The sequence below is a fragment of the Bradyrhizobium ferriligni genome (assembly GCF_056837965.1).
This window is the reverse complement of the sequence record NZ_JBXEJO010000118.1, coordinates 1-17,735: the sequence shown is the minus strand read 5'-3', so window position 1 is coordinate 17,735 and position 17,735 is coordinate 1. Positions and strand designations below refer to the sequence as shown.

18 protein-coding genes are annotated in these 17,735 nt (G+C 65.0%); 7 read left to right on the top strand and 11 right to left on the bottom strand.

Annotated features, from left to right (window positions below; genetic code table 11):
- Positions 1 to 696: DUF6537 domain-containing protein (locus AC1VNY_RS40610; RefSeq protein WP_482409387.1), on the top strand; the 696-nt coding region annotated here is incomplete at its 5' end.
- Here the strand turns inward: AC1VNY_RS40610 and mctP are convergent.
- The 4 genes from mctP to AC1VNY_RS40590 form a co-directional block, all read right to left on the bottom strand.
- Positions 667 to 2,157, bottom strand: coding sequence for a monocarboxylate uptake permease MctP (mctP, locus tag AC1VNY_RS40605; RefSeq protein ID WP_482409386.1), 1,491 nt, complete (start codon positions 2,155 to 2,157; stop codon positions 667 to 669). The two genes, AC1VNY_RS40610 and mctP, sit on opposite strands and share 30 nt — an antisense overlap.
- Before the next feature lie 10 nt (positions 2,158 to 2,167).
- Complete coding sequence (locus AC1VNY_RS40600; RefSeq protein ID WP_038384255.1) at positions 2,168 to 2,353, bottom strand: DUF3311 domain-containing protein; 186 nt, start codon at positions 2,351 to 2,353, stop codon at positions 2,168 to 2,170.
- Between the two features lie 145 nt (positions 2,354 to 2,498).
- A complete protein-coding gene (locus tag AC1VNY_RS40595; RefSeq protein ID WP_482409385.1) occupies positions 2,499 to 3,470 on the bottom strand; it encodes a tripartite tricarboxylate transporter substrate binding protein in 972 nt (323 codons plus the stop codon).
- A gap of 265 nt (positions 3,471 to 3,735) precedes the next feature.
- Positions 3,736 to 4,647 carry a LysR family transcriptional regulator gene (locus AC1VNY_RS40590; protein ID WP_482409384.1) on the bottom strand — a complete coding sequence of 304 codons (912 nt, stop codon included), beginning with the start codon at positions 4,645 to 4,647 and terminating at the stop codon, positions 3,736 to 3,738.
- Between the two features lie 142 nt (positions 4,648 to 4,789).
- Between AC1VNY_RS40590 and AC1VNY_RS40585 the strand changes: the two genes are divergently transcribed.
- The 3 genes from AC1VNY_RS40585 (at position 4,790) to AC1VNY_RS40575 (ending at position 8,357) form a co-directional block, all read left to right on the top strand.
- Positions 4,790 to 5,938 (top strand): HlyD family secretion protein, encoded by a 1,149-nt coding sequence (locus tag AC1VNY_RS40585; RefSeq protein WP_482409383.1) that lies wholly within the window; start codon positions 4,790 to 4,792, stop codon positions 5,936 to 5,938.
- A gap of 316 nt (positions 5,939 to 6,254) precedes the next feature.
- Entirely contained in the window at positions 6,255 to 7,871 is a 1,617-nt protein-coding gene (locus AC1VNY_RS40580; RefSeq protein WP_482409382.1) for an MDR family MFS transporter, read from the top strand.
- Between the two features lie 27 nt (positions 7,872 to 7,898).
- A complete protein-coding gene (locus AC1VNY_RS40575) occupies positions 7,899 to 8,357 on the top strand; it encodes a carboxymuconolactone decarboxylase family protein (protein ID WP_028341148.1) in 459 nt (152 codons plus the stop codon).
- Positions 8,358 to 8,598: 241 nt separating this feature from the next.
- On the opposite strand, the gene AC1VNY_RS40570 is transcribed toward AC1VNY_RS40575, so the two are convergent.
- The 7 genes from AC1VNY_RS40570 to AC1VNY_RS40540 form a co-directional block, all read right to left on the bottom strand.
- The gene (locus tag AC1VNY_RS40570; protein WP_482409381.1) at positions 8,599 to 9,459 is read right to left on the bottom strand and encodes a D-amino-acid transaminase; all 861 of its coding nucleotides are present in this window, start codon (positions 9,457 to 9,459) and stop codon (positions 8,599 to 8,601) included.
- 170 nt (positions 9,460 to 9,629) lie between these two features.
- A complete protein-coding gene (locus AC1VNY_RS40565; RefSeq protein WP_028341150.1) occupies positions 9,630 to 10,361 on the bottom strand; it encodes an amino acid ABC transporter ATP-binding protein in 732 nt (243 codons plus the stop codon).
- Positions 10,362 to 10,380: 19 nt separating this feature from the next.
- On the bottom strand, positions 10,381 to 11,073 hold the full coding sequence (locus AC1VNY_RS40560; RefSeq protein WP_028341151.1) for an amino acid ABC transporter permease: 693 nt from the start codon (positions 11,071 to 11,073) through the stop codon (positions 10,381 to 10,383).
- A gap of 2 nt (positions 11,074 to 11,075) precedes the next feature.
- Complete coding sequence (locus tag AC1VNY_RS40555; RefSeq protein WP_482409380.1) at positions 11,076 to 11,807, bottom strand: amino acid ABC transporter permease; 732 nt, start codon at positions 11,805 to 11,807, stop codon at positions 11,076 to 11,078.
- 154 nt (positions 11,808 to 11,961) lie between these two features.
- On the bottom strand, positions 11,962 to 12,879 hold the full coding sequence (locus tag AC1VNY_RS40550; protein WP_212058439.1) for an amino acid ABC transporter substrate-binding protein: 918 nt from the start codon (positions 12,877 to 12,879) through the stop codon (positions 11,962 to 11,964).
- Positions 12,880 to 12,909: 30 nt separating this feature from the next.
- A complete protein-coding gene (locus AC1VNY_RS40545; RefSeq protein WP_482409379.1) occupies positions 12,910 to 13,773 on the bottom strand; it encodes an alpha/beta fold hydrolase in 864 nt (287 codons plus the stop codon).
- Entirely contained in the window at positions 13,770 to 14,186 is a 417-nt protein-coding gene (locus AC1VNY_RS40540; RefSeq protein WP_137476966.1) for a hypothetical protein, read from the bottom strand. Before AC1VNY_RS40540 ends, AC1VNY_RS40545 begins: the two co-directional genes overlap by 4 nt.
- Before the next feature lie 379 nt (positions 14,187 to 14,565).
- Here AC1VNY_RS40540 and AC1VNY_RS40535 point away from each other — a divergent pair, with 379 nt between their 5' ends.
- The 3 genes from AC1VNY_RS40535 (at position 14,566) to AC1VNY_RS40525 (ending at position 17,682) form a co-directional block, all read left to right on the top strand.
- Positions 14,566 to 15,531, top strand: a complete 966-nt coding sequence (locus AC1VNY_RS40535; RefSeq protein WP_482409388.1) for a Bug family tripartite tricarboxylate transporter substrate binding protein — start codon at positions 14,566 to 14,568, stop codon at positions 15,529 to 15,531.
- Between the two features lie 150 nt (positions 15,532 to 15,681).
- Complete coding sequence (locus tag AC1VNY_RS40530; protein WP_482409378.1) at positions 15,682 to 16,167, top strand: tripartite tricarboxylate transporter TctB family protein; 486 nt, start codon at positions 15,682 to 15,684, stop codon at positions 16,165 to 16,167.
- A gap of 6 nt (positions 16,168 to 16,173) precedes the next feature.
- Positions 16,174 to 17,682, top strand: a complete 1,509-nt coding sequence (locus AC1VNY_RS40525; RefSeq protein WP_482409377.1) for a tripartite tricarboxylate transporter permease — start codon at positions 16,174 to 16,176, stop codon at positions 17,680 to 17,682.
- The last annotated feature ends 53 nt before the right edge of the window (positions 17,683 to 17,735 follow it).

Below are 17,735 nucleotides of genomic sequence, written 5' to 3'. Positions count from 1 at the left end.
GGTTGGGGTGGGGGTCTCACCCCGAATCGTATCGCGGAGGGAGCCCCCACCCGGATCGCATCTATCGATGCGATCCGGCCTCCCCCGCAAGCGGGAGAGGCGGACGGGCCACGCGGACAGATCGAATCAAGCAGACAAGATCTTCCCCTCACCGACGCTGTGGCGCGGTCGCTGTTCAAGCTGATGGCCTACAAGGACGAATATGAGGTAGCGCGGCTGCATATGCAGTCGGGCTTCCTCGACGAGCTCAGCCAGGAGTTCGATGGCGACTTCACGGTGCAATATCACCTTGCGCCGCCGTTCCTCCCGGCGCGACGTGATGCACGGGGACGGCCGAAGAAGCGCGCGTTCGGCCAATGGATCCAGACGCCGCTGCGGTTGCTCGCGGGCTTGAAAGGGCTGCGCGGTACGGCGTTCGACGTGTTCGGTTACAGCGCGGAGCGCCGCACTGAGCGCGAACTGATCACCTGGTATGAGGCGCTGATCGAAATCATGCTCGGCAAGCTCGACAAGGCACGGCTGCCCGATCTGGTCGCGCTGGCGAAGGCGCCGATGGAGATCCGCGGTTATGGGCCGGTGAAGGACGCCGCGATCGAAAAGACCAGGGCGGAGGTCGCGCGGCTCACCGCGCGACTTGCCTCCGCCCCGTCAGACCAAGGCGACGGCTCAGGCCGCCGCGCGGCGCTTGGCGGGTGATATCAGGCCGACCACGACGGTCCCGAGCACCGCCACGACGATGTTGAGCAGCAGCGCGCCGAGCCCGACATAGAAGCTGTAGCTGGAATCGCCGAGCGAGATGCTGGCGAGCGGCTTCAGCCCGTTGCTCCACGCGGTATACGTGCCCCAGCCGATGCCGACCGCCCAGCCGAGCAGCAGCCCTTCGGCGCGGAACCAGACGGTGAACAACCCGAACACGAGCGCCGGCAGCGTCTGCACGATCCAGAGGCCGCCGAGCAGTTGCAGGTCGAGCGCATATTGCGTCGGCAGGAACAGGATGAAGGCGAGCGCACCGACCTTGACCACCAGCGATGTGATCTTCGCCACCGACGCCTCACCGGCGTGCGAGATGTCCGGATTGACGTAGGACTTCCAGACATTGCGGGTGAACAGATTGGCGGCGCCGATGCTCATCACCGCCGCCGGCACCAAGGCGCCGATCGCGATCGCGGAGAACGCAAAGCCCGCGAACCACTCGGGGAACAGCGTCTTGAACAACATCGGCACCACGTCGTTCGGCGACGTCACCTTGATGTTGGCGGCATAGGCCATGTAGCCGAGCAGCGCGATCAGGCCGAGCAGCAGCGTATAGGCCGGCAGCAGTATCGCATTCTTGCGGATGGTATCCGCCGACTTCGAGGCGAAGATGCCGGTCAGCGTGTGCGGATACATGAAGGCCGCGAGCGCAGAGCCGAGCGCCAACGTCGCATAAGGCAGATACTGCGAAGGCTTCAGCGTCAGGCCGGTGGCGCCGCCCTTCGCCGTGAAGGCGTCGTTGGCGGCCGCGAACACCGCGCCATAGCCGCCGAGCTTTGCCGGCACCACGACCACGGCGGTCAGCACCACGATGTAGATCATGATGTCCTTGACGAAGGCGATCAGCGCCGGCGCGCGCAGGCCGGAGCTATAGGTATAGAGCGCGAGGATGACGAAGGCGGCGATGATCGGCAGTTCGCCGGATAGCCCCATCGCCTTGATCACGACCTCCATGCCGATCAGCTGCAGCGCGATGTAGGGCATGGTCGCGACCAGGCCGGTCAGCGCCACCGCAAGCTCGAGCGCGCGCGAGCCATAGGCGCCGTGGACGACATCGGCGGCGGTGACGTAGCCGTTCGCATGCGCCTTCTTCCACAGCACCGGCATGACCGCGAACACGAAGGGATAGACGATGATGGTGTAGGGCAGCGCGAAGAAGCCATAGGCGCCGACCGCATAGACCAGCGCCGGCACCGCGATCACGGTGTAGGCGGTGTAGAAATCGCCGCCGACCAGGAACCAGGTGATCCAGGTACCGAACTGGCGGCCGCCGAGGCCCCATTCGTCGAGATGCTCGCTGACCGGGCCGGATTTCCAGCGCGCCGCGAAGAAGCCCATCACGGTGACGAGCGCAAAGAAGAAGATGAAGACGCAGAGCGCCACCCAGGCGATGTGATCGGTCATGGCTGTCCCCTCACCGCGGCTCGTCGGCATCGGGCCGGCGGCTGCGATAGACCAGCCAGATCAGGAGCGAGGAGATCGGCACCCAGGCGAGCTGGTACCAGTAGAAGAAGGGAAAGCCGAACAGGGAGGGCTCGACGAAATTATAGAACGGCACCCACAGCAAGCCGATGAACGGCAGCAGCAACAAAATCCACATGGCCTACTCTTTGACGCAAGACACAGCTCAAGGCGGCAGGTTCCGCTGATCATGGCAGCGATCCAGGAACCGGTTCGTTGCGTCTAGAATCACGGTTACGGCAATGCGACGCAAAAAGATGTGATCGTCACCTGGCGCATGCCGCCTATTCGGCCTTGATGCCGGCGTCCTTTATCACCTTGCGCCAGCGCGCCTCCTCGCCGGCAAAGTAGCGGTCGAGCTCGGCCGGCGGTGAGGCCACCATCACGAGGCCTTCATTGACGCTGAGCTTCTTGAAGGCCTCCGCCTGCACCGCCTTGGCCGCCGACTTGTTGAGGCGGTCGATGATGTCCGGCGGCGTGTTGGCCGGCGCATAGAGGCCGTACCAGGATTCCGCGACATAGCCGGATGCGCCGGCTTCCGACACCGTCGGCAATTGCGGGAACGCGGCCGAGCGCTCGGCCGATGTCACCCCGATCGCGCGCAGCTGCCCGGCCTCGACCAGCGAGGCGCAGCTTGCCACCGTGGTGAACATCACCTGGATCTGGCCGCCCATCAGGTCGGTGATGGCGGGCGCCGCGCCCTTGTAGGGAACGGTGGTGAGATTGACCCCGGCCATGTGCTTGAACAGTTCGCCGGCGAGATGCGCCGAGGTGCCGGTGCCATAGGTGCCGTAGGACAGCTTTTCCGGATCGGCCTTCGCGGCCGCGATCAGATCGGCAATCGACTTGATCGGCGAAGCCGGATTGACCACGACGACGTTGAACGAGCGCGCCACCAGCGCCACAGGCGCAAAATCCTTGTGCGCGTCATAGGGCAGCTTGCTGTAGAGGCTCGGATTGACCGCATTGGCGAAGGTCGCCATCAGCAGCGTGTAGCCGTCGGATGGACTCGCCGCAACGCTCTGCGTGCCGATGATGGTGCCCGCCCCCGGCTTGTTCTCGATGATCACGGTGACGCCGAGATCCTTCTGCATCTCCTGCGCCAGCGTCCGCGCGACGACATCGGTGCCGCCGCCCGGCGCGAACGGCACCACGATCTTGACGATGTGATCGGGATAGGCGGCGAGCGCCGGCAGTTGCAGCAGCAGGTTTGCTGCGATCGCGAACAGGAGTGATGCGAGAAGACGAAGCGGCATGGCAGGTCCCCGGCGGCAGACGGTGCCGTCTTCATACACGCGAACGCCATGCAATGATGCGGAAGGAACGTCGCACTATTAGTCCCGTCATCCCCGCGCAAAGGCTTCGCCTTTGTCGCTGGAGGTGCGAGCGGAGCGAGCCTCGAAGGATGAACGGCCGGCAGCCGGGCCGTGCATCCTTCGAGATGCCGCTACGCGGCTCCTCAGGATGACGGTGATGAAGGGCGCACGCGTGCCATCATCGCAAGCATCCGCGCACCTTCGCTCACGAATACGGATTGATCAGCTTCTGCTGCTCGGTGGCGTGACGGACGAGGAGGTCGATGAAGGTGCGGACCTTCGCCGAGAGATGATGGCGGTGCGGATAGACCGCGTTCATCGTGAGCTCGACCGGCCGGTATTCGGGCAACAGGCGGACCAGTTGTCCCGACTCCAGCTCGTCGCGGACCAGGAAGCCGGCGGCGAGGAAGACGCCGACGCCGGCCAGCGCCGCGAGCTTCAGGGTTTCGCCGCTGTTGGAGATCAAATTTCCGGAGACCCGCACTGCGGCCGGCGTGCCCTTGCGGTCGGCGAAGCGCCACTCATCGCCATAGGGGTAATTGGCGTGACGCATGCAGTTGCGCGCGGAGAGGTCGGCCAGCAGCGTTGGCTTGCCGTGCTGCTCGATATAGCCGTGCGAGCAGCACAGCACATGGCGCCAGGTCGCGATGGTACGCACGATCAGGCTGGAGTCCGGCGGCGGCACCATGCGCACGGCGAGATCGTAATTCTCGTCGATCAGATCGGCATTGCGCTCGCCGATCGTCAGATCGACCTTGACCTCGGGATAGGTGGCGAGGAACTCGGCGACCGCGGGCGACAGGAACTGGACGAGATGGGTGTTGGTGAAGATCCGCAGCGTGCCGCGCGGCACCGATTGCTGGGCGCCCGCGATGTCGTCAGCCTGCTCGATATCGGCGAGGATCTGGACGCAGCGGTCGTAATAGGCCTGGCCGACCTCGGTGAGGCTGACCTTGCGCGTGGTGCGGTTGAGCAGCCGGGCGCCGAGCCGGTCCTCCAGCGACTGGACGTGGTTGCTCACCATGGTGGTGGACATGTTGAGCTTGCGGCCGGCGGCGGAGAAGCCGCCGGCATCCACGACCCGGACGAAGGCGGTCAGGCTGGTCAGGCGATCCATTCGGCAAGGTCCGGATTATCAGCGCTGGCTTGATAATGCTTCCAGTTTTATCGGGATTATCACAGCGGGAAGGACATTGCATCTAAGGGCCGTACTGGGCGCCCTTTCTGGAAGGACGCAACTGTTCGACCCGGAGGATGCCATGTCGACCACCACTTATGTCCCTGAACAAGCAGCCAAAATCGGCGTCCGTCCGTCGCGGAAAACGGTCAAGCGGGTGGCACTCGGACTCGTCGCGATCATCGGCGCCGCCGTGGCAGCCGACTTTGGCTACGACTACGTCACCACCGGCCGCTACCTCGAAGCCACCGACGACGCCTATGTGAAGGCGGACTCCACGATCATCGCCCCGAAGGTCTCGGGCTACATCGCCAAGGTGCTGGTCACCGACAACCAGCCGGTGAAGGCCGGCCAGCTGCTGGCCGAGATCGACGACCGCGATTACCGCACCGCGCTCGGCCAGGCCAGGGCCGATGTCGACGCCGCCACAGCCTCGGTGCGCAACCTCGATGCCCAGCTCGAATTGCAGCAGCCGGTCATCGACCAGAGCACGGCCGACGTCACCGCCGCGGAGGCCAACCTGAAATTCGCCCAGGAAGAGCAGACCCGCTACGACGGGCTGATGAAGTCCGGCTCCGGCACCATTCAGCGCGCGCAACAGACCGACGCGGCGCTGCGCGCCAACACCGCGCAATTGCAGCACGCGAAGTCGGCGCTGTCGGCGGCCCAGCGCAAGGTCGACGTGTTGACCACGCAGCGCGCCCAGGCTGTTGCCCAAGCCGACAGGGCTCGCGCGGTCGAGCAGCAGGCCGAGCTCAACCTGTCCTACGCGCGGATCACCGCGCCGGTCGACGGCACGGTCGGCGCCCGCACGCTCCGCGTCGGGCAATATGTGCAGGCCGGCACCCAGCTGATGGCGGTGGTGCCGCTGGACGCGGTCTATGTCGTCGCCAATTTCAAGGAGACGCAGCTGACCCATGTGCGCAACGGCCAGCCGGTCGAGCTCACCGTCGACAGTTTTCGCGGCACCACGCTGAAGGGTCATGTCGACAGCCTGTCGCCGGCCAGCGGCCTCGAATTCGCGCTGCTGCCGCCCGACAACGCCACCGGCAATTTCACCAAGATCGTGCAGCGCGTGCCGGTGAAGATCGTGCTCGACGATCACAGCCTCACCGGACTGCTGCGCCCGGGTATGTCGGCGATCCCGACCGTCAACACCAAGGCAACCGTGCTGGCCGAGCGTGAAGAGAAGCGGCGGCTGGCGTCGGCGACGCGGCAGCACGGCGGATAGAGACAACGGTCAACGATAAGAGCGCGAACTTTTCTCGCCTCTCCCGCCTGCGGGGGAGGCCGACGTGCGCGTAGCGCGCGGCGGGTGGGGGCTCTCTCCACGACACGACTCGCGGAGAGAGCCCCCCGCTAGCGGGAGAGGGAGCCTGACAGGCGTGCCCACCTCACGAACTGACGGCTGGCAGACGAAGGATCTGCGTCGCGCGTCGTAACAGCGCCCGATTATCAATCGCTGCCGGACAATCCTTCCACTGTTTCTCGGATTATCGAAGCCGGCTGCCTAATCCATCTTATGTGGGCCAGCAAGGACGACCCCGATGACCGCGCTCCAGCCCACCGCCAATGCAGCCGACGTTGCAAATCTCCCCGACCCCGCCACGCCGGCGACACCCGCGATCCCGACAAAGACCTGGATCGCCGTGATCGGGGCGACGCTCGGCGCGTTCATGGCGGTGCTCAACATCCAGATCGTCAACGCCTCGCTCGCCGACGTGCAGGGCGCGATCGGCGCCGGGATCGACGACGGCGGCTGGATCTCGACCTCCTATCTGATCGCCGAGATCGTGGTGATCCCGCTCTCCGGCTGGCTCGCGCAGGTGTTCTCGGTGCGCATCTATCTGCTCACCAACGCCGCCCTGTTCCTGGTGTTCTCGGCGGCATGCGCGCTGGCGCAGGACCTGCCGCAGATGATCGCGCTGCGCGCCGTGCAAGGCTTCACCGGCGGCGTGCTGATCCCGATGGCGTTCACGCTGATCATCACGCTGCTGCCGAAGGCCAAGCAGCCGATCGGGCTCGCGCTGTTCGCGCTGTCGGCGACGTTCGCGCCGGCGATCGGCCCGACCATCGGCGGCTATCTCACCGAGAACTGGGGCTGGCAGTACATCTTCTATGTCAACCTGGTGCCGGGCGCCCTGATGATCGCGATGCTCTACGTCTCGCTCGATCCGAGCCCGATGAAGCCGTCGCTGATCCGCCAGGGCGACTGGCTCGGCATCATCACCATGGCGATCGGGCTCGCCGCGCTGCAGACCGTGCTGGAGGAAGGCAACAAGGACGACTGGTTCGGCTCGCCCTTCATCGTCCGCCTGTCGGTGATCGCGGCGGTCGCGCTGGCCGCCTTCCTGATCGTCGAATTCACCGTGGAGAAGCCGCTGCTCAATCTGCGCCTGCTCGCCCGCCGCAATTTCGGCTTCGGCATGCTGGCCAACTTCCTGCTCGGCATCGCGCTGTACGGCTCGGTGTTCATCCTGCCGCAGTACCTGTCGCGCATCCAGGGCTACAATGCCGAGCAGATCGGCATGGTGCTGGCCTGGACCGGGCTGCCGCAGCTGCTGCTGATCCCGCTGGTGCCGCGGCTGATGCAGCGCTTCGACCCCCGCATCATCATCAGCGTCGGCTTCGCGCTGTTCGCCGGCTCCAACTTCATGAACATCTTCATGACCAACGACTATGCCACCGACCAGCTGTTCTGGCCCAACATCGTCCGCGCGATCGGCCAGGCCCTGGTGATGGCGCCGCTGTCGGCGGTTGCGACCGCGGGCATCGAGCTGGAGAACGCGGGTTCGGCCTCCGCGCTGTTCAACATGATGCGCAACCTCGGCGGCGCCGTCGGCATCGCCGTGCTGCAGACGCTGCTGACCAAGCGCGAGCAATATCATTCCAACGTGCTGATGCAGTCGGTCTCGCTGCTGGAACAGGCCACGCGGAACCGGATCGAGCAACTGACGCAGTATTTCATGAACCACGGCGTCGCCGACCAGGCCGCGGCCGCGCACCGCGCGATCGCGGCGATCGGCAAGGTCGTGCAGAAGCAGGCCTACATCCTCGCCTTCAGTGATACCTTCTACCTGCTCGGCATCGCGCTGATCATCGCACTCGCGGCGACACTCTTCCTGAAGAAGCCGGGCCAGCTCGCTGGCGGCGGTGCGCACTAACCCAAACCACGACCAAGGAGAACGACCATGAAGCCCCGCATGAATTTCTACCAGGCCGCACCCGAGACCATCAAAGCGCTGGTCGCGGTGGAAAACCAGATCGCTGCGAGCGGCCTCGAGCAATCGCTGATCGAGCTGGTCAAGACCCGCGCCTCGCAGATCAACGGCTGCGCCTACTGCATCAACATGCACACTGAGGATGCCCGCAAGCACGGCGAGACCGAACAGCGGCTCTATCTGCTCAACGCCTGGCGCGAGTCGCCGCTCTACAGCGAGCGCGAGCGCGCGGCGCTGGCCTGGACCGAAGCGTTGACGCTGGTTGCGGAGACGCATGCGCCCGACGCCGACTATGAAGCGGTGCGCGCCCAGTTCTCGGACAGCGAGCTCGTCAACCTGACGACGCTGATCGGCGCGATCAACGCCTGGAACCGGATCGCGATCGGCTTCCGCGCGGTGCATCCGGTGAAGGTGAAAGTGGCGGCGTGAGCAGCGCGGACGATCCATCCCCGTCATCCTGAGGAGCCTGCGCAGCAGGCGTCTCGAAGGATGCACGGCCACAGTCGGGCCGTCGACCCTTCGAGGGCCACTGAAGAAGCGGCCACCTCAGGGTGACGGTGCCAAGGCGATGCGCAGACCGTAGGTGGGTTAGCCGAAGGCGTAACCCACCATTCTCTCCGCGGTGAGCAAAGTCGGTGGGTTACGCTGCGCTAACCCACCCTACGCAGTGTCAGACCGCCGTCGCGCGGGCGAACTCGATGTAGATCTCGCGCAGGCGGTCGGTGATCGGGCCGACCTTGCCGCCTCCGACCTTCTTGCCGTCGATCGCGACCACGCCCTGCACGAAGACAGACGCGCTGGTGATGAAGGCTTCCTTGGCGGCGAGCGCTTCCTCGACCGTGAAGGCGCGCTCCTCGATGCGCAGCTGGCGCTCTTCGGCGAGCTTGACCACCGCCTTGCGGGTGCAGCCGGGCAGGATCTCGTTGCCGTTCTGCCGGGTCACGATGACATCGTCCTGGGTGACGATGAAGGACGAGGACGAGCCGCCCTCGGTGACCTTGCCGTCCTCGATCATCCAGGCTTCGCCGGCGCCGGATGCGGCCGCCGCCTGCTTGGCCAGCACCTGCGCAAGCAGCGCCACGCTCTTGATGTCGCGCCGTTCCCAGCGGATGTCGGGCACCGTGATGACGTTGATGCCGGTCTTGGCCGAGGGCGCGTTGATGATGTCCTTTTCCGAGGTGAACATCACGAGCGTCGGCTTGACGTCGGCCTTCGGGAAGGCGAAGTCGCGCCCCTTGTCGGCGCCGCGGGTGACCTCGAGATAGACCATGCCGTTGACGAGGTCGTTGCGCGCAACCAGCTCCTTCTGGATCTCCTCGATCCGCTCCAGCGTCTCCGGCAGCGCGAGTTGGATCTCGCCGACCGAGCGCCTGAGCCGCGCCAGATGCGAGGCGTTGTCGATCAGCTTGCCCTCGAGCACCGCCGCCACCTCGTAGATGCCGTCGGCGAACAGGAATCCGCGGTCGAACACCGAGACCTTGGCCTCCGAATGCGGCACGAACGAGCCGTTGACGTAAGCGATCTTTTCCACGCGAGTTCTCCTGCGGACGAAGGGGGTTTCAGGCCTTCGTATACGCAAATTGTTAACGGGGGAAAACCCTCCCGACGGCGCCCGTGAATTGCGTAAATCCACTACCGTCATCCCCGCGCAAAGGCTCCGCCTTTGCGCGGGGATGACGGGTTTGGCCGATGCGCAGCCCCTCAGTGCTGCAGGATCTTCGACAAGAACTTCTGCGCGCGGTCGCTGCGGGGCTTGCCGAAGAAGTCGGCCTTCTTGGCGTCCTCGACGATCTCGCCGCGGTCCATGAAGATGACGCGGTCGGCGACCTTGTTGGCGAAGCCCATTTCGTGGGTCACGACCATCATGGTCATGCCCTCGCCGGCGAGGTCGACCATCACGTCGAGCACCTCGCTGATCATTTCCGGGTCGAGCGCCGAGGTCGGCTCGTCGAACAGCATCGCGATCGGATCCATCGCCAGCGCCCGCGCGATCGCGACGCGCTGCTGCTGGCCGCCGGACAGCTCCGCCGGAAACTTTTTGGCATGATCCTTCAGCCCGACGCGCTCCAAAAGCTTCATGGCCTTGGCGGTGGCGTCCTCAGCCTTGCGGCCGAGCACCTTCTCCTGCGCGAGGCGGAGATTGTCGATGATCCGTAAGTGCGGAAACAGCTCGAAGTGCTGGAACACCATGCCGACGCGCGAGCGCAGCTTCGGCAGGTCGGTCTTGGGATCGTTGACCTTGACGCCGTCGAGCGTGATGTCGCCGCCCTGGATCGGCTCCAGCGCGTTGACGCATTTGATCAGGGTCGACTTGCCCGAGCCGGACGGGCCGCAGACCACCACCACCTCGCCCTTGGCGACGCTGGTGGTGCAATCCTTCAGCACCTGGAAGGACGGCCCGTACCATTTATTGACGTGGTTGATCTCGATCATGATGGCTCAACTGGTTTGTTCAGCGGACAATCGCAATGCGCGCCTGCAGGCGGCGAACGCCGTAGGACGCGATACAGGAAACGACGAAGTAGACCAGCGCGGCGAACAGGTACATTTCGACCAGGCGGCCGTCGCGTTGCGCGACCTTGCTGGCGGCGCCGAGGAAATCCGGGATCGACAGCACGTAGACCAGCGAGGTGTCCTGGAACAGCACGATGGTCTGAGTCAGCAGCACCGGCAGCATGTTGCGGAACGCCTGCGGCAGCACGACGTAGCGCATCGACTGCGCATAGGTCAGGCCGAGCGCGCTGGCCGCGGCCGGCTGGCCCTTCGAGATCGACTGGATGCCGGCGCGCATGATCTCGGAGAAATACGCCGCCTCGAACGCGATGAAGGTGATCAGCGAGGAGGCGAAGGCGCCGACCGTGATCGGCCGCGACGCACCGGTCAGCCACTGCCCGATATACGGCACCAGGAAGTAGAACCAGAAGATCACCAGCACCAGCGGCAGCGAGCGGATGAAGTCGACATAGAAGCCCGCGATGCGCCCGAGCACCTTGTAGCTCGACAGCCGCATCAGGGCGATCAGGGTGCCGAACACCAGGCCGCCGAACGCGGCGAGCGCGGTCAAGGTCAGCGTGAAGCGCATGCCCTCCAGGAACAGGTAGGGCAGCGAGCGGCGGATGACGTCGAAATCGAAACTGCCGATCATCGTCATTTGCCCGTGATGTAGCCGGGGATCGCGACATAGCGCTCGAGGAAGCGCATCGCGGTCACCACGACGAAATTGAGGAGCAGGTAGAGCACGGTCGCCGCCGTGAACGCCTCGAACACCTGGAACGAGAACTCCTGCATCGAGCGGGCCTGGCCGGTCAATTCGATCAGGCCGATCGTGATGGCGACCGCGCTGTTCTTGATGGTGTTGAGGAATTCGGAGGTCAGCGGAGGCAGGATGATGCGGAATGCCATCGGCAGCAGCACGTAGCGATAGGTCTGCACCGTGGTGAGGCCGAGTGCGGTCGAGGCCTGCTTCTGCCCGCGCGGCAGCGAGGTGATGCCGGCCTGCAATTGCACGGCGACGCGCGCCGACATGAAGAAGCCGACGCCGATCGCAGCGGTCCAGAACGGCGCATTCGGCAACTGCTTCAGCCACAGCCCGGCCGCGCGCGGCAACAGCTCGGGCAGCACGAAGAACCACAGGAACAGCTGCACCAGCAGCGGCATGTTGCGGAAGAACTCGACCCAGCAGAAGCCGATCCACGACGCGGTCCGCGACGGCAGCGTGCGCAGCACGCCGATCACCGAGCCGGACACCAGCGCGATGATCCAGGCCAGCACCGACACCTTGATGGTGACCACCAGTCCCGCCAACAACAGGTCGAGATAGGTGCCGGTCCCCATCGGGTTCGGCTCAAGGAAGATGTGCCAGTTCCAATTGTAGTTCACAGGTCCCCCACGCGGCCGCGCCGGTCACGGCATTACGCCGGCATCGCGCGCGGCGTCCATGCAAATGTCCGGCCATTCTCCTCCAAAAATGGCCGGACATGCAAACTTTCGGGACCCGCCGCCGCGAGGCGGCAGGCCATACGCAGCAACGCGATCAGTTGACCAGATACGCATCCGGATCCGGTGAATCCGACGGCTTGGCAAGCTGCTTCTTCATCTCCGGCCCGAGCGGCACGTTGAGGTTCAGGCCCTTCGGCGGGATCTTCTGGTTGAACCACTTGTCGTAGATCTTCTGGCCCTCGGCGCTGGTGTAGAGCGCGGCGGTGGCGGCGTCGACGACCTTCTTGAACGGCGCGTCGTCCTTGCGCAGCATGATGCCGTAGGGCTCGGGCTTGGAGAACGCATCCTTGGAGATCACGTAGTCATCCGGCGACTTCGAGCCGGCGACGAGGCTCGCGAGCAGGATGTCGTCCATCACGAAGGCGACCGCGCGATCGGTCTCGACCATCAGGAAGGCCTCGGCATGATCCTTGGCCGGGATGATATTGACGCTCAGCCCGCGCGCGAGGTTGGCCTCGGTCAGCTGCTTGATGTTGGTGGTGCCGGCGGTCGAGACCACCGTCTTGCCCTTCAGATCGTCGATCGAATTGATCTTGCTCGCCTTCTTGGTGACGTAGCGGCTGGCGGTCAGGAAGTGGCTGTTGGTGAAGGAGACCTGCTTCTGGCGCTCGGCATTGTTGGTGGTCGAGCCGCATTCGAGGTCGACGGTGCCGTTGGCCATCAGCGGGATACGCGTCGCCGAGGTCACCGGGTTGAGCTTGACCTCGAGCTTGTCGAGCTTCAGCTCCTTCTTCACGGCATCGACGATCTTGTAGCAGATGTCCATGGCGTAGCCGATGGGCTTCTGGTTGTCGTCGAGATAGGAGAACGGGATCGAGGAATCGCGGTAGCCGAGCGTGATCGCGCCGGTGTCCTTGATGTTCTTCAGCGTGCCGGTCAGCTCCTGGGCTTGCGCCTGGCTCGCGCCGACCGCGGCGGCGAGCGCGAGGCCGATGAGATACTTGCGTGTCATACGTCTACTCCTTGCGTGGAAACGGTCGATTTACTGTGTGAGAATATCGGCGAGGACGGGTGCGATGTAGCGGCGAAACTGTTCCGGATTCTCGCTCATCGGAAAATGACCGAGCTTCTCCATGATCGTGACGCTGGCGCCCCCTATTGCCGCTGCGGTCCGCCTCGTGTCCTCGGGCGTGCAGGAGAAATCATACTCGCCCGTGAGGAGATAGAGCTTGCATACTTTAGTCTCGATTGACGCGACCCGGCCGCGCAGGTCGCCGTCGACACGGTAGAAATACAGATCGCCCTTGAACACGCCGGGGCCGCCCTGCTTGTAGGCCCACAGCGTTTCCATCCGCGCAGGCTCCGGGCTTTGCGGGGCGATCAGCCCGGACACCAGCGCGGCGCAGACTTCGCCGCCGTGAACGTCCGGCCGGTTCAGCCAGTTGGTGTCATACCACGGCGCCTGGAAATCGGCAGCCTCGAGCCCGATCAGCGCGCGGAACTCGGCGGCATATTCGATCGCAAGGTTAAGCACGATGCGGCCGCCGATCGAGCAGCCCATCACCACAGGCTTCTCCAGCCCCAACGCCCGACAGAAGGCGCGGATGGTCTCGGTGTAGCGCGCAGTGGTGAGTTGGTATTCATCGCCGGTCCAGCTCATCGGCGGATTCGACTTGCCATGCCAGGGCATATCGAAGGCAATGATGCGGAAATTTTCGGCAAATTGCGTATCCGCGAGCAGATGGCGCCACTGCCGCGCATCTGATCCCGCGGTGTGCAGGCAGACCAGCGGAATGCCCGTGCCGTTCTCCTCGAAATAGATCCGGTGCAGCTCGCCGCCGATCTCGACGTGCACGTAGCGGCCGACCATCGGCTCGATATGACCGTTCATGATCGCGCCGCTCATGACACGGCCGCCGCGAAATGCTGCCGCGGCAGCGCCAGCAGGTCCTTGAAGTATTGCAGATGCGCCATGAAGGGATGCAGGTCGCCTTCCAGCACCGCCTCGCCGCGCTTGGTCAGCGCCAACAGATCGTGCCAACCGGGTTTTGGCTCGGCCTGCCAATAGGCGGCCCAAGCCTGCGGCGTCGCGCGATAGGAAAAGCGCCAGGAGCGCATCAGGACCGGCGACGGCGCAAGCTCGACGATGCGCCCGCTGCGGATCGCGGCATGAAACGGCCGCGCCATCGGGCCGATCAGGCAGTCGCAATCGAGCAGCCGCCCGCGCGCAACCAGCCGAGGGGCCTCGTCGAGCAATGCGGGAAGGCCGGCAAACGCCCTCGTCACAGCGTCGTCGGTGGCGTCAGGCGATGGCGTCATCTGTCGGGCGGCGTTCCTGCAGCGGGCGGCGCCATGATGACGGCAAGCGCGCAATCCCGCAAGGCGCCGATGCCCTTGGGTTCCCTTCATTATTCGCTTGACCAAACCCGGCTTGCCGGTCAGGCGCGCGCACCCCGCGCCCTCCTCGCATGTTGCCGGGAACGGCCAATCCGTCAGACCAAATGCCGATTGAATTCCGCCGCTCGGCAGGTCGCGGCAGACCAATTGTCGCAGCCGGCGCTTCGAGCGCAATTCGCGCTTCCGTTGCCCGCCCCGTTCTGTCCAATGCGCCCTCGGTCCCAGCATGACGGGGACGATCATTGCCAACACCGAACAAGACGCGGCCACGATCGAACGCGGCCACAAGGGAGAGATCGAGATGTCGCACCGCAATCGCTTGATGGTCCTGCTCGCCGCCGCCGGCATGCTGGTGTCGACAGCGGCGCACGCGCAGGATTATCCGACCAAGCCGATCACGCTGATCGTGCCGTGGCCGGCGGGCGGCTCGACCGATATCTCGATGCGCGCGATCGCCGAGAGCGCCTCCAAGGTGCTGGGCCAGCCGATCGCGGTCGACAACAAGGCGGGCGGCGGCGGCACCGTGGGCCCCGCGACGATGGCCGCCGGCGCCAAGCCCGACGGCTACACCATCGCCCAGATCCCGATCACCGTGTTCCGCCTGCCCCTGATGCAGGAAGTGTCGTGGGATCCGGCGAAGGATTTCTCCTACATCATTCACCTCACCGGCTACACCTTCGGCGTCACCACCAACGCGGAGTCGCAGTTCAAGACCTGGCAGGACGTGGTCGATTTCGCCAAGAAGAACCCGGGCAAGGTGACCTATGCGACGCCCGGCACCGGCACCTCGCTGCATGTCGGCATGGAGCAGATCGCGCTGATGGCCGGGATCAAGTTGACCCAGGTGCCGTTCAAGGGAGGCGCCGAGACCAATGCCGCCGTGCTCGGCCAGCACACCATGCTGCAGGCGGATTCCACCGGCTGGCGGCCGCTGGTCGATGCCGGCAAGCTCCGTCTGTTGATGGTGTGGACCGGCGCGCGCTCGCCGAACTATCCCGACGTGCCGACGCTGAAGGAGCTCGGCTACCCCATGGTCTACGACTCGCCGTTCGGCATCGCCGGCCCCAAGGGCATGGACCCCAAGATCGTCGCCAAGCTGCACGACGCCTTCAAGAAGGCGATCGAGGACCCGGCGGTGATCGCGACCCTCGCCAAATACGACATGGTGCCGAACTACAAGAACACCGAGGACTACAAGAAGTTCGTGGGCGAGGTCACCGAGTCCGAGCGCAAGGTGATCGACACGCTCGGGCTGGCCAAGAAGTAGAGTTTAAGTCGCCACAAGCGCCGTCGTCATCCTGAGGTGCGAGCCGCCCTTGCGGCTCGCCTCGAAGGATGGAGCGGGGCACCGTCGCCCTTCGAGGGCGTCGCTTCGCGCCGCCACCTCAGGGTGACGGTGGTCTAAGGGCTCTTTCAAATGAATGACAACACCAACGTCAAATTCCGCCTCAACAACTCCGAGCTCTGGGGCGGGCTGATCGGGCTCGGGCTCGGCGCCTTCGTGATCTGGTCGGGCCTCAAGCTGAAGCTCGGCACCATCAACGATCCCGGCTCCGGCTACGTGCTGTTCTATACCGGCATCCTGATGTGCGTGTTCGCGGCCTCGATCATCATCGCGGCGGTCACCGAGGGCGGCCCGACCTTCGCCTCGCGCTGGGAGAATGCGCGCTGGGGCAAGCCGGTGCTGGTCATCGTCTGCCTCACCGCGTTCGCCTTTGCGCTGGAGCCGCTCGGCTTCCTGCTGTCGGCGATCCCGCTGATGCTGTTGCTGCTCCGCGTGATCGATCCGGTGCGCTGGTCGCTGGCGATCCCGCTGTCCATCCTTGCCCCGCTCGGGATGTGGTGGGTGCTGAAGCACCTGCTCGCGATCCAGCTGCCGAGCGGCCTGTTCGAGATCGGTTGAGCGCCCATGGATACTCTCGTCAACGTCGCCCACGGCCTCGGCGTCGCGGTGCTGCCGATCAACCTGCTCTACTGCTTCATCGGCGTGTTCATCGGCACGCTGGTCGGCGTGCTGCCCGGCATCGGCCCGATCTCGGCGATGTCGCTGCTGCTGCCGGTGACGCTGTCCGGCACGCCGGAATCCGGCATCATCATGATGGCCGGCATCTATTACGGCTCGATGTATGGCGGCTCGACCACCTCGATCCTGGTCAACATCCCCGGCGAAGCGGCTTCCGTCGTCACCTGCATCGACGGCCACCAGATGGCCAAGCAGGGCCGCGCCGGCCCCGCGCTCGGCATCTCCGCCTTCGGCTCGTTCATCGCCGGCACCTTCGCGCTGATCGCCCTGATGCTGGTGGCGCCGTCACTCGCCAGCGTCGCGATCGCGTTCGGGCCGGCCGAATATTTCAGCCTGATGGTGCTCGGCCTCGTGGTGCTGACCTTCCTCACCCAGGGCTCGATGGCCAAGGCGCTGTTGATGGCCTGCATCGGCGTCGTGCTCGGCCTGGTCGGGCTCGACAGCATCACGGCGCAGCCGCGGCTGACCTTCGGCCGCCTCGAGTTGATCGACGGCATCGGCCTCGTGCCGGTCGTGATGGGCCTGTTCGGCGTCGCCGAGGTGCTGCTCAACACCGAGCAGGCGATCAAGCGCGACATCATCAAGACCAGGATCAACCAATTGCTGCCGAGCAAGGAGGACTGGAAGGCCAGCGCCGGGCCGGTGGCGCGCGGCACCGTGCTCGGCTTCTTCCTCGGCATCCTGCCCGGCGGCGGCGCCGTGGTGGCATCGTTCGCGTCCTACGCGCTGGAGAAGCGGCTCTCGAAGCATCCGGAGCGCTTCGGCCACGGTGCGATCGAGGGCGTCGCGGGGCCGGAATCGGCGAACAATTCCGCGGCCGGCGGCGCCTTCATTCCGCTGATGACGCTCGGCATCCCGCCGAATGTGGTGATGGCGCTGCTGCTCGGCGCCTTCGTGATCCACGGCCTGCAGCCGGGACCGCTGATGATCTCGCAGAACCCGACGCTGTTCTGGGGCATCGTCGCCAGCATGTATATCGGCAATTTGATGCTCTTGGTGCTCAACCTGCCGATGATCGGCATGTGGGTGCAGCTGCTGCGGCTGCCCTACAACGTGCTGTTCCCGCTGATCATCCTGTTCACGATCATCGGCGTCTACTGCTCCAGCAACAACGTGTTCGACGTCCACGTCATGATCGCGTTCGGCGTGATCGGCTATTTCATGCGCAAGCTCGGCTACGAGCCGGCGCCGCTGGTGCTGGCCTTCGTGCTCGGGCCGATGCTGGAGAACAACCTGCGCAAGTCGCTGATCCTCTCGCAGGGCGATCTCATGACCTTCGTGGAGCGGCCGATCTCGGCGATCTGCCTCGCCTTCGCGCTGGTGCTGCTGGTCGGCCCGCTGTTGCCCTCGCTGCGCAAGAAGCGCGAGCTGGTGGCGCTGGATGAGGGGGCTTAGGGCGCCATAGCCGCATTGGGGCTGTACCCCCTCTGTCTCTTATACACCTCTCC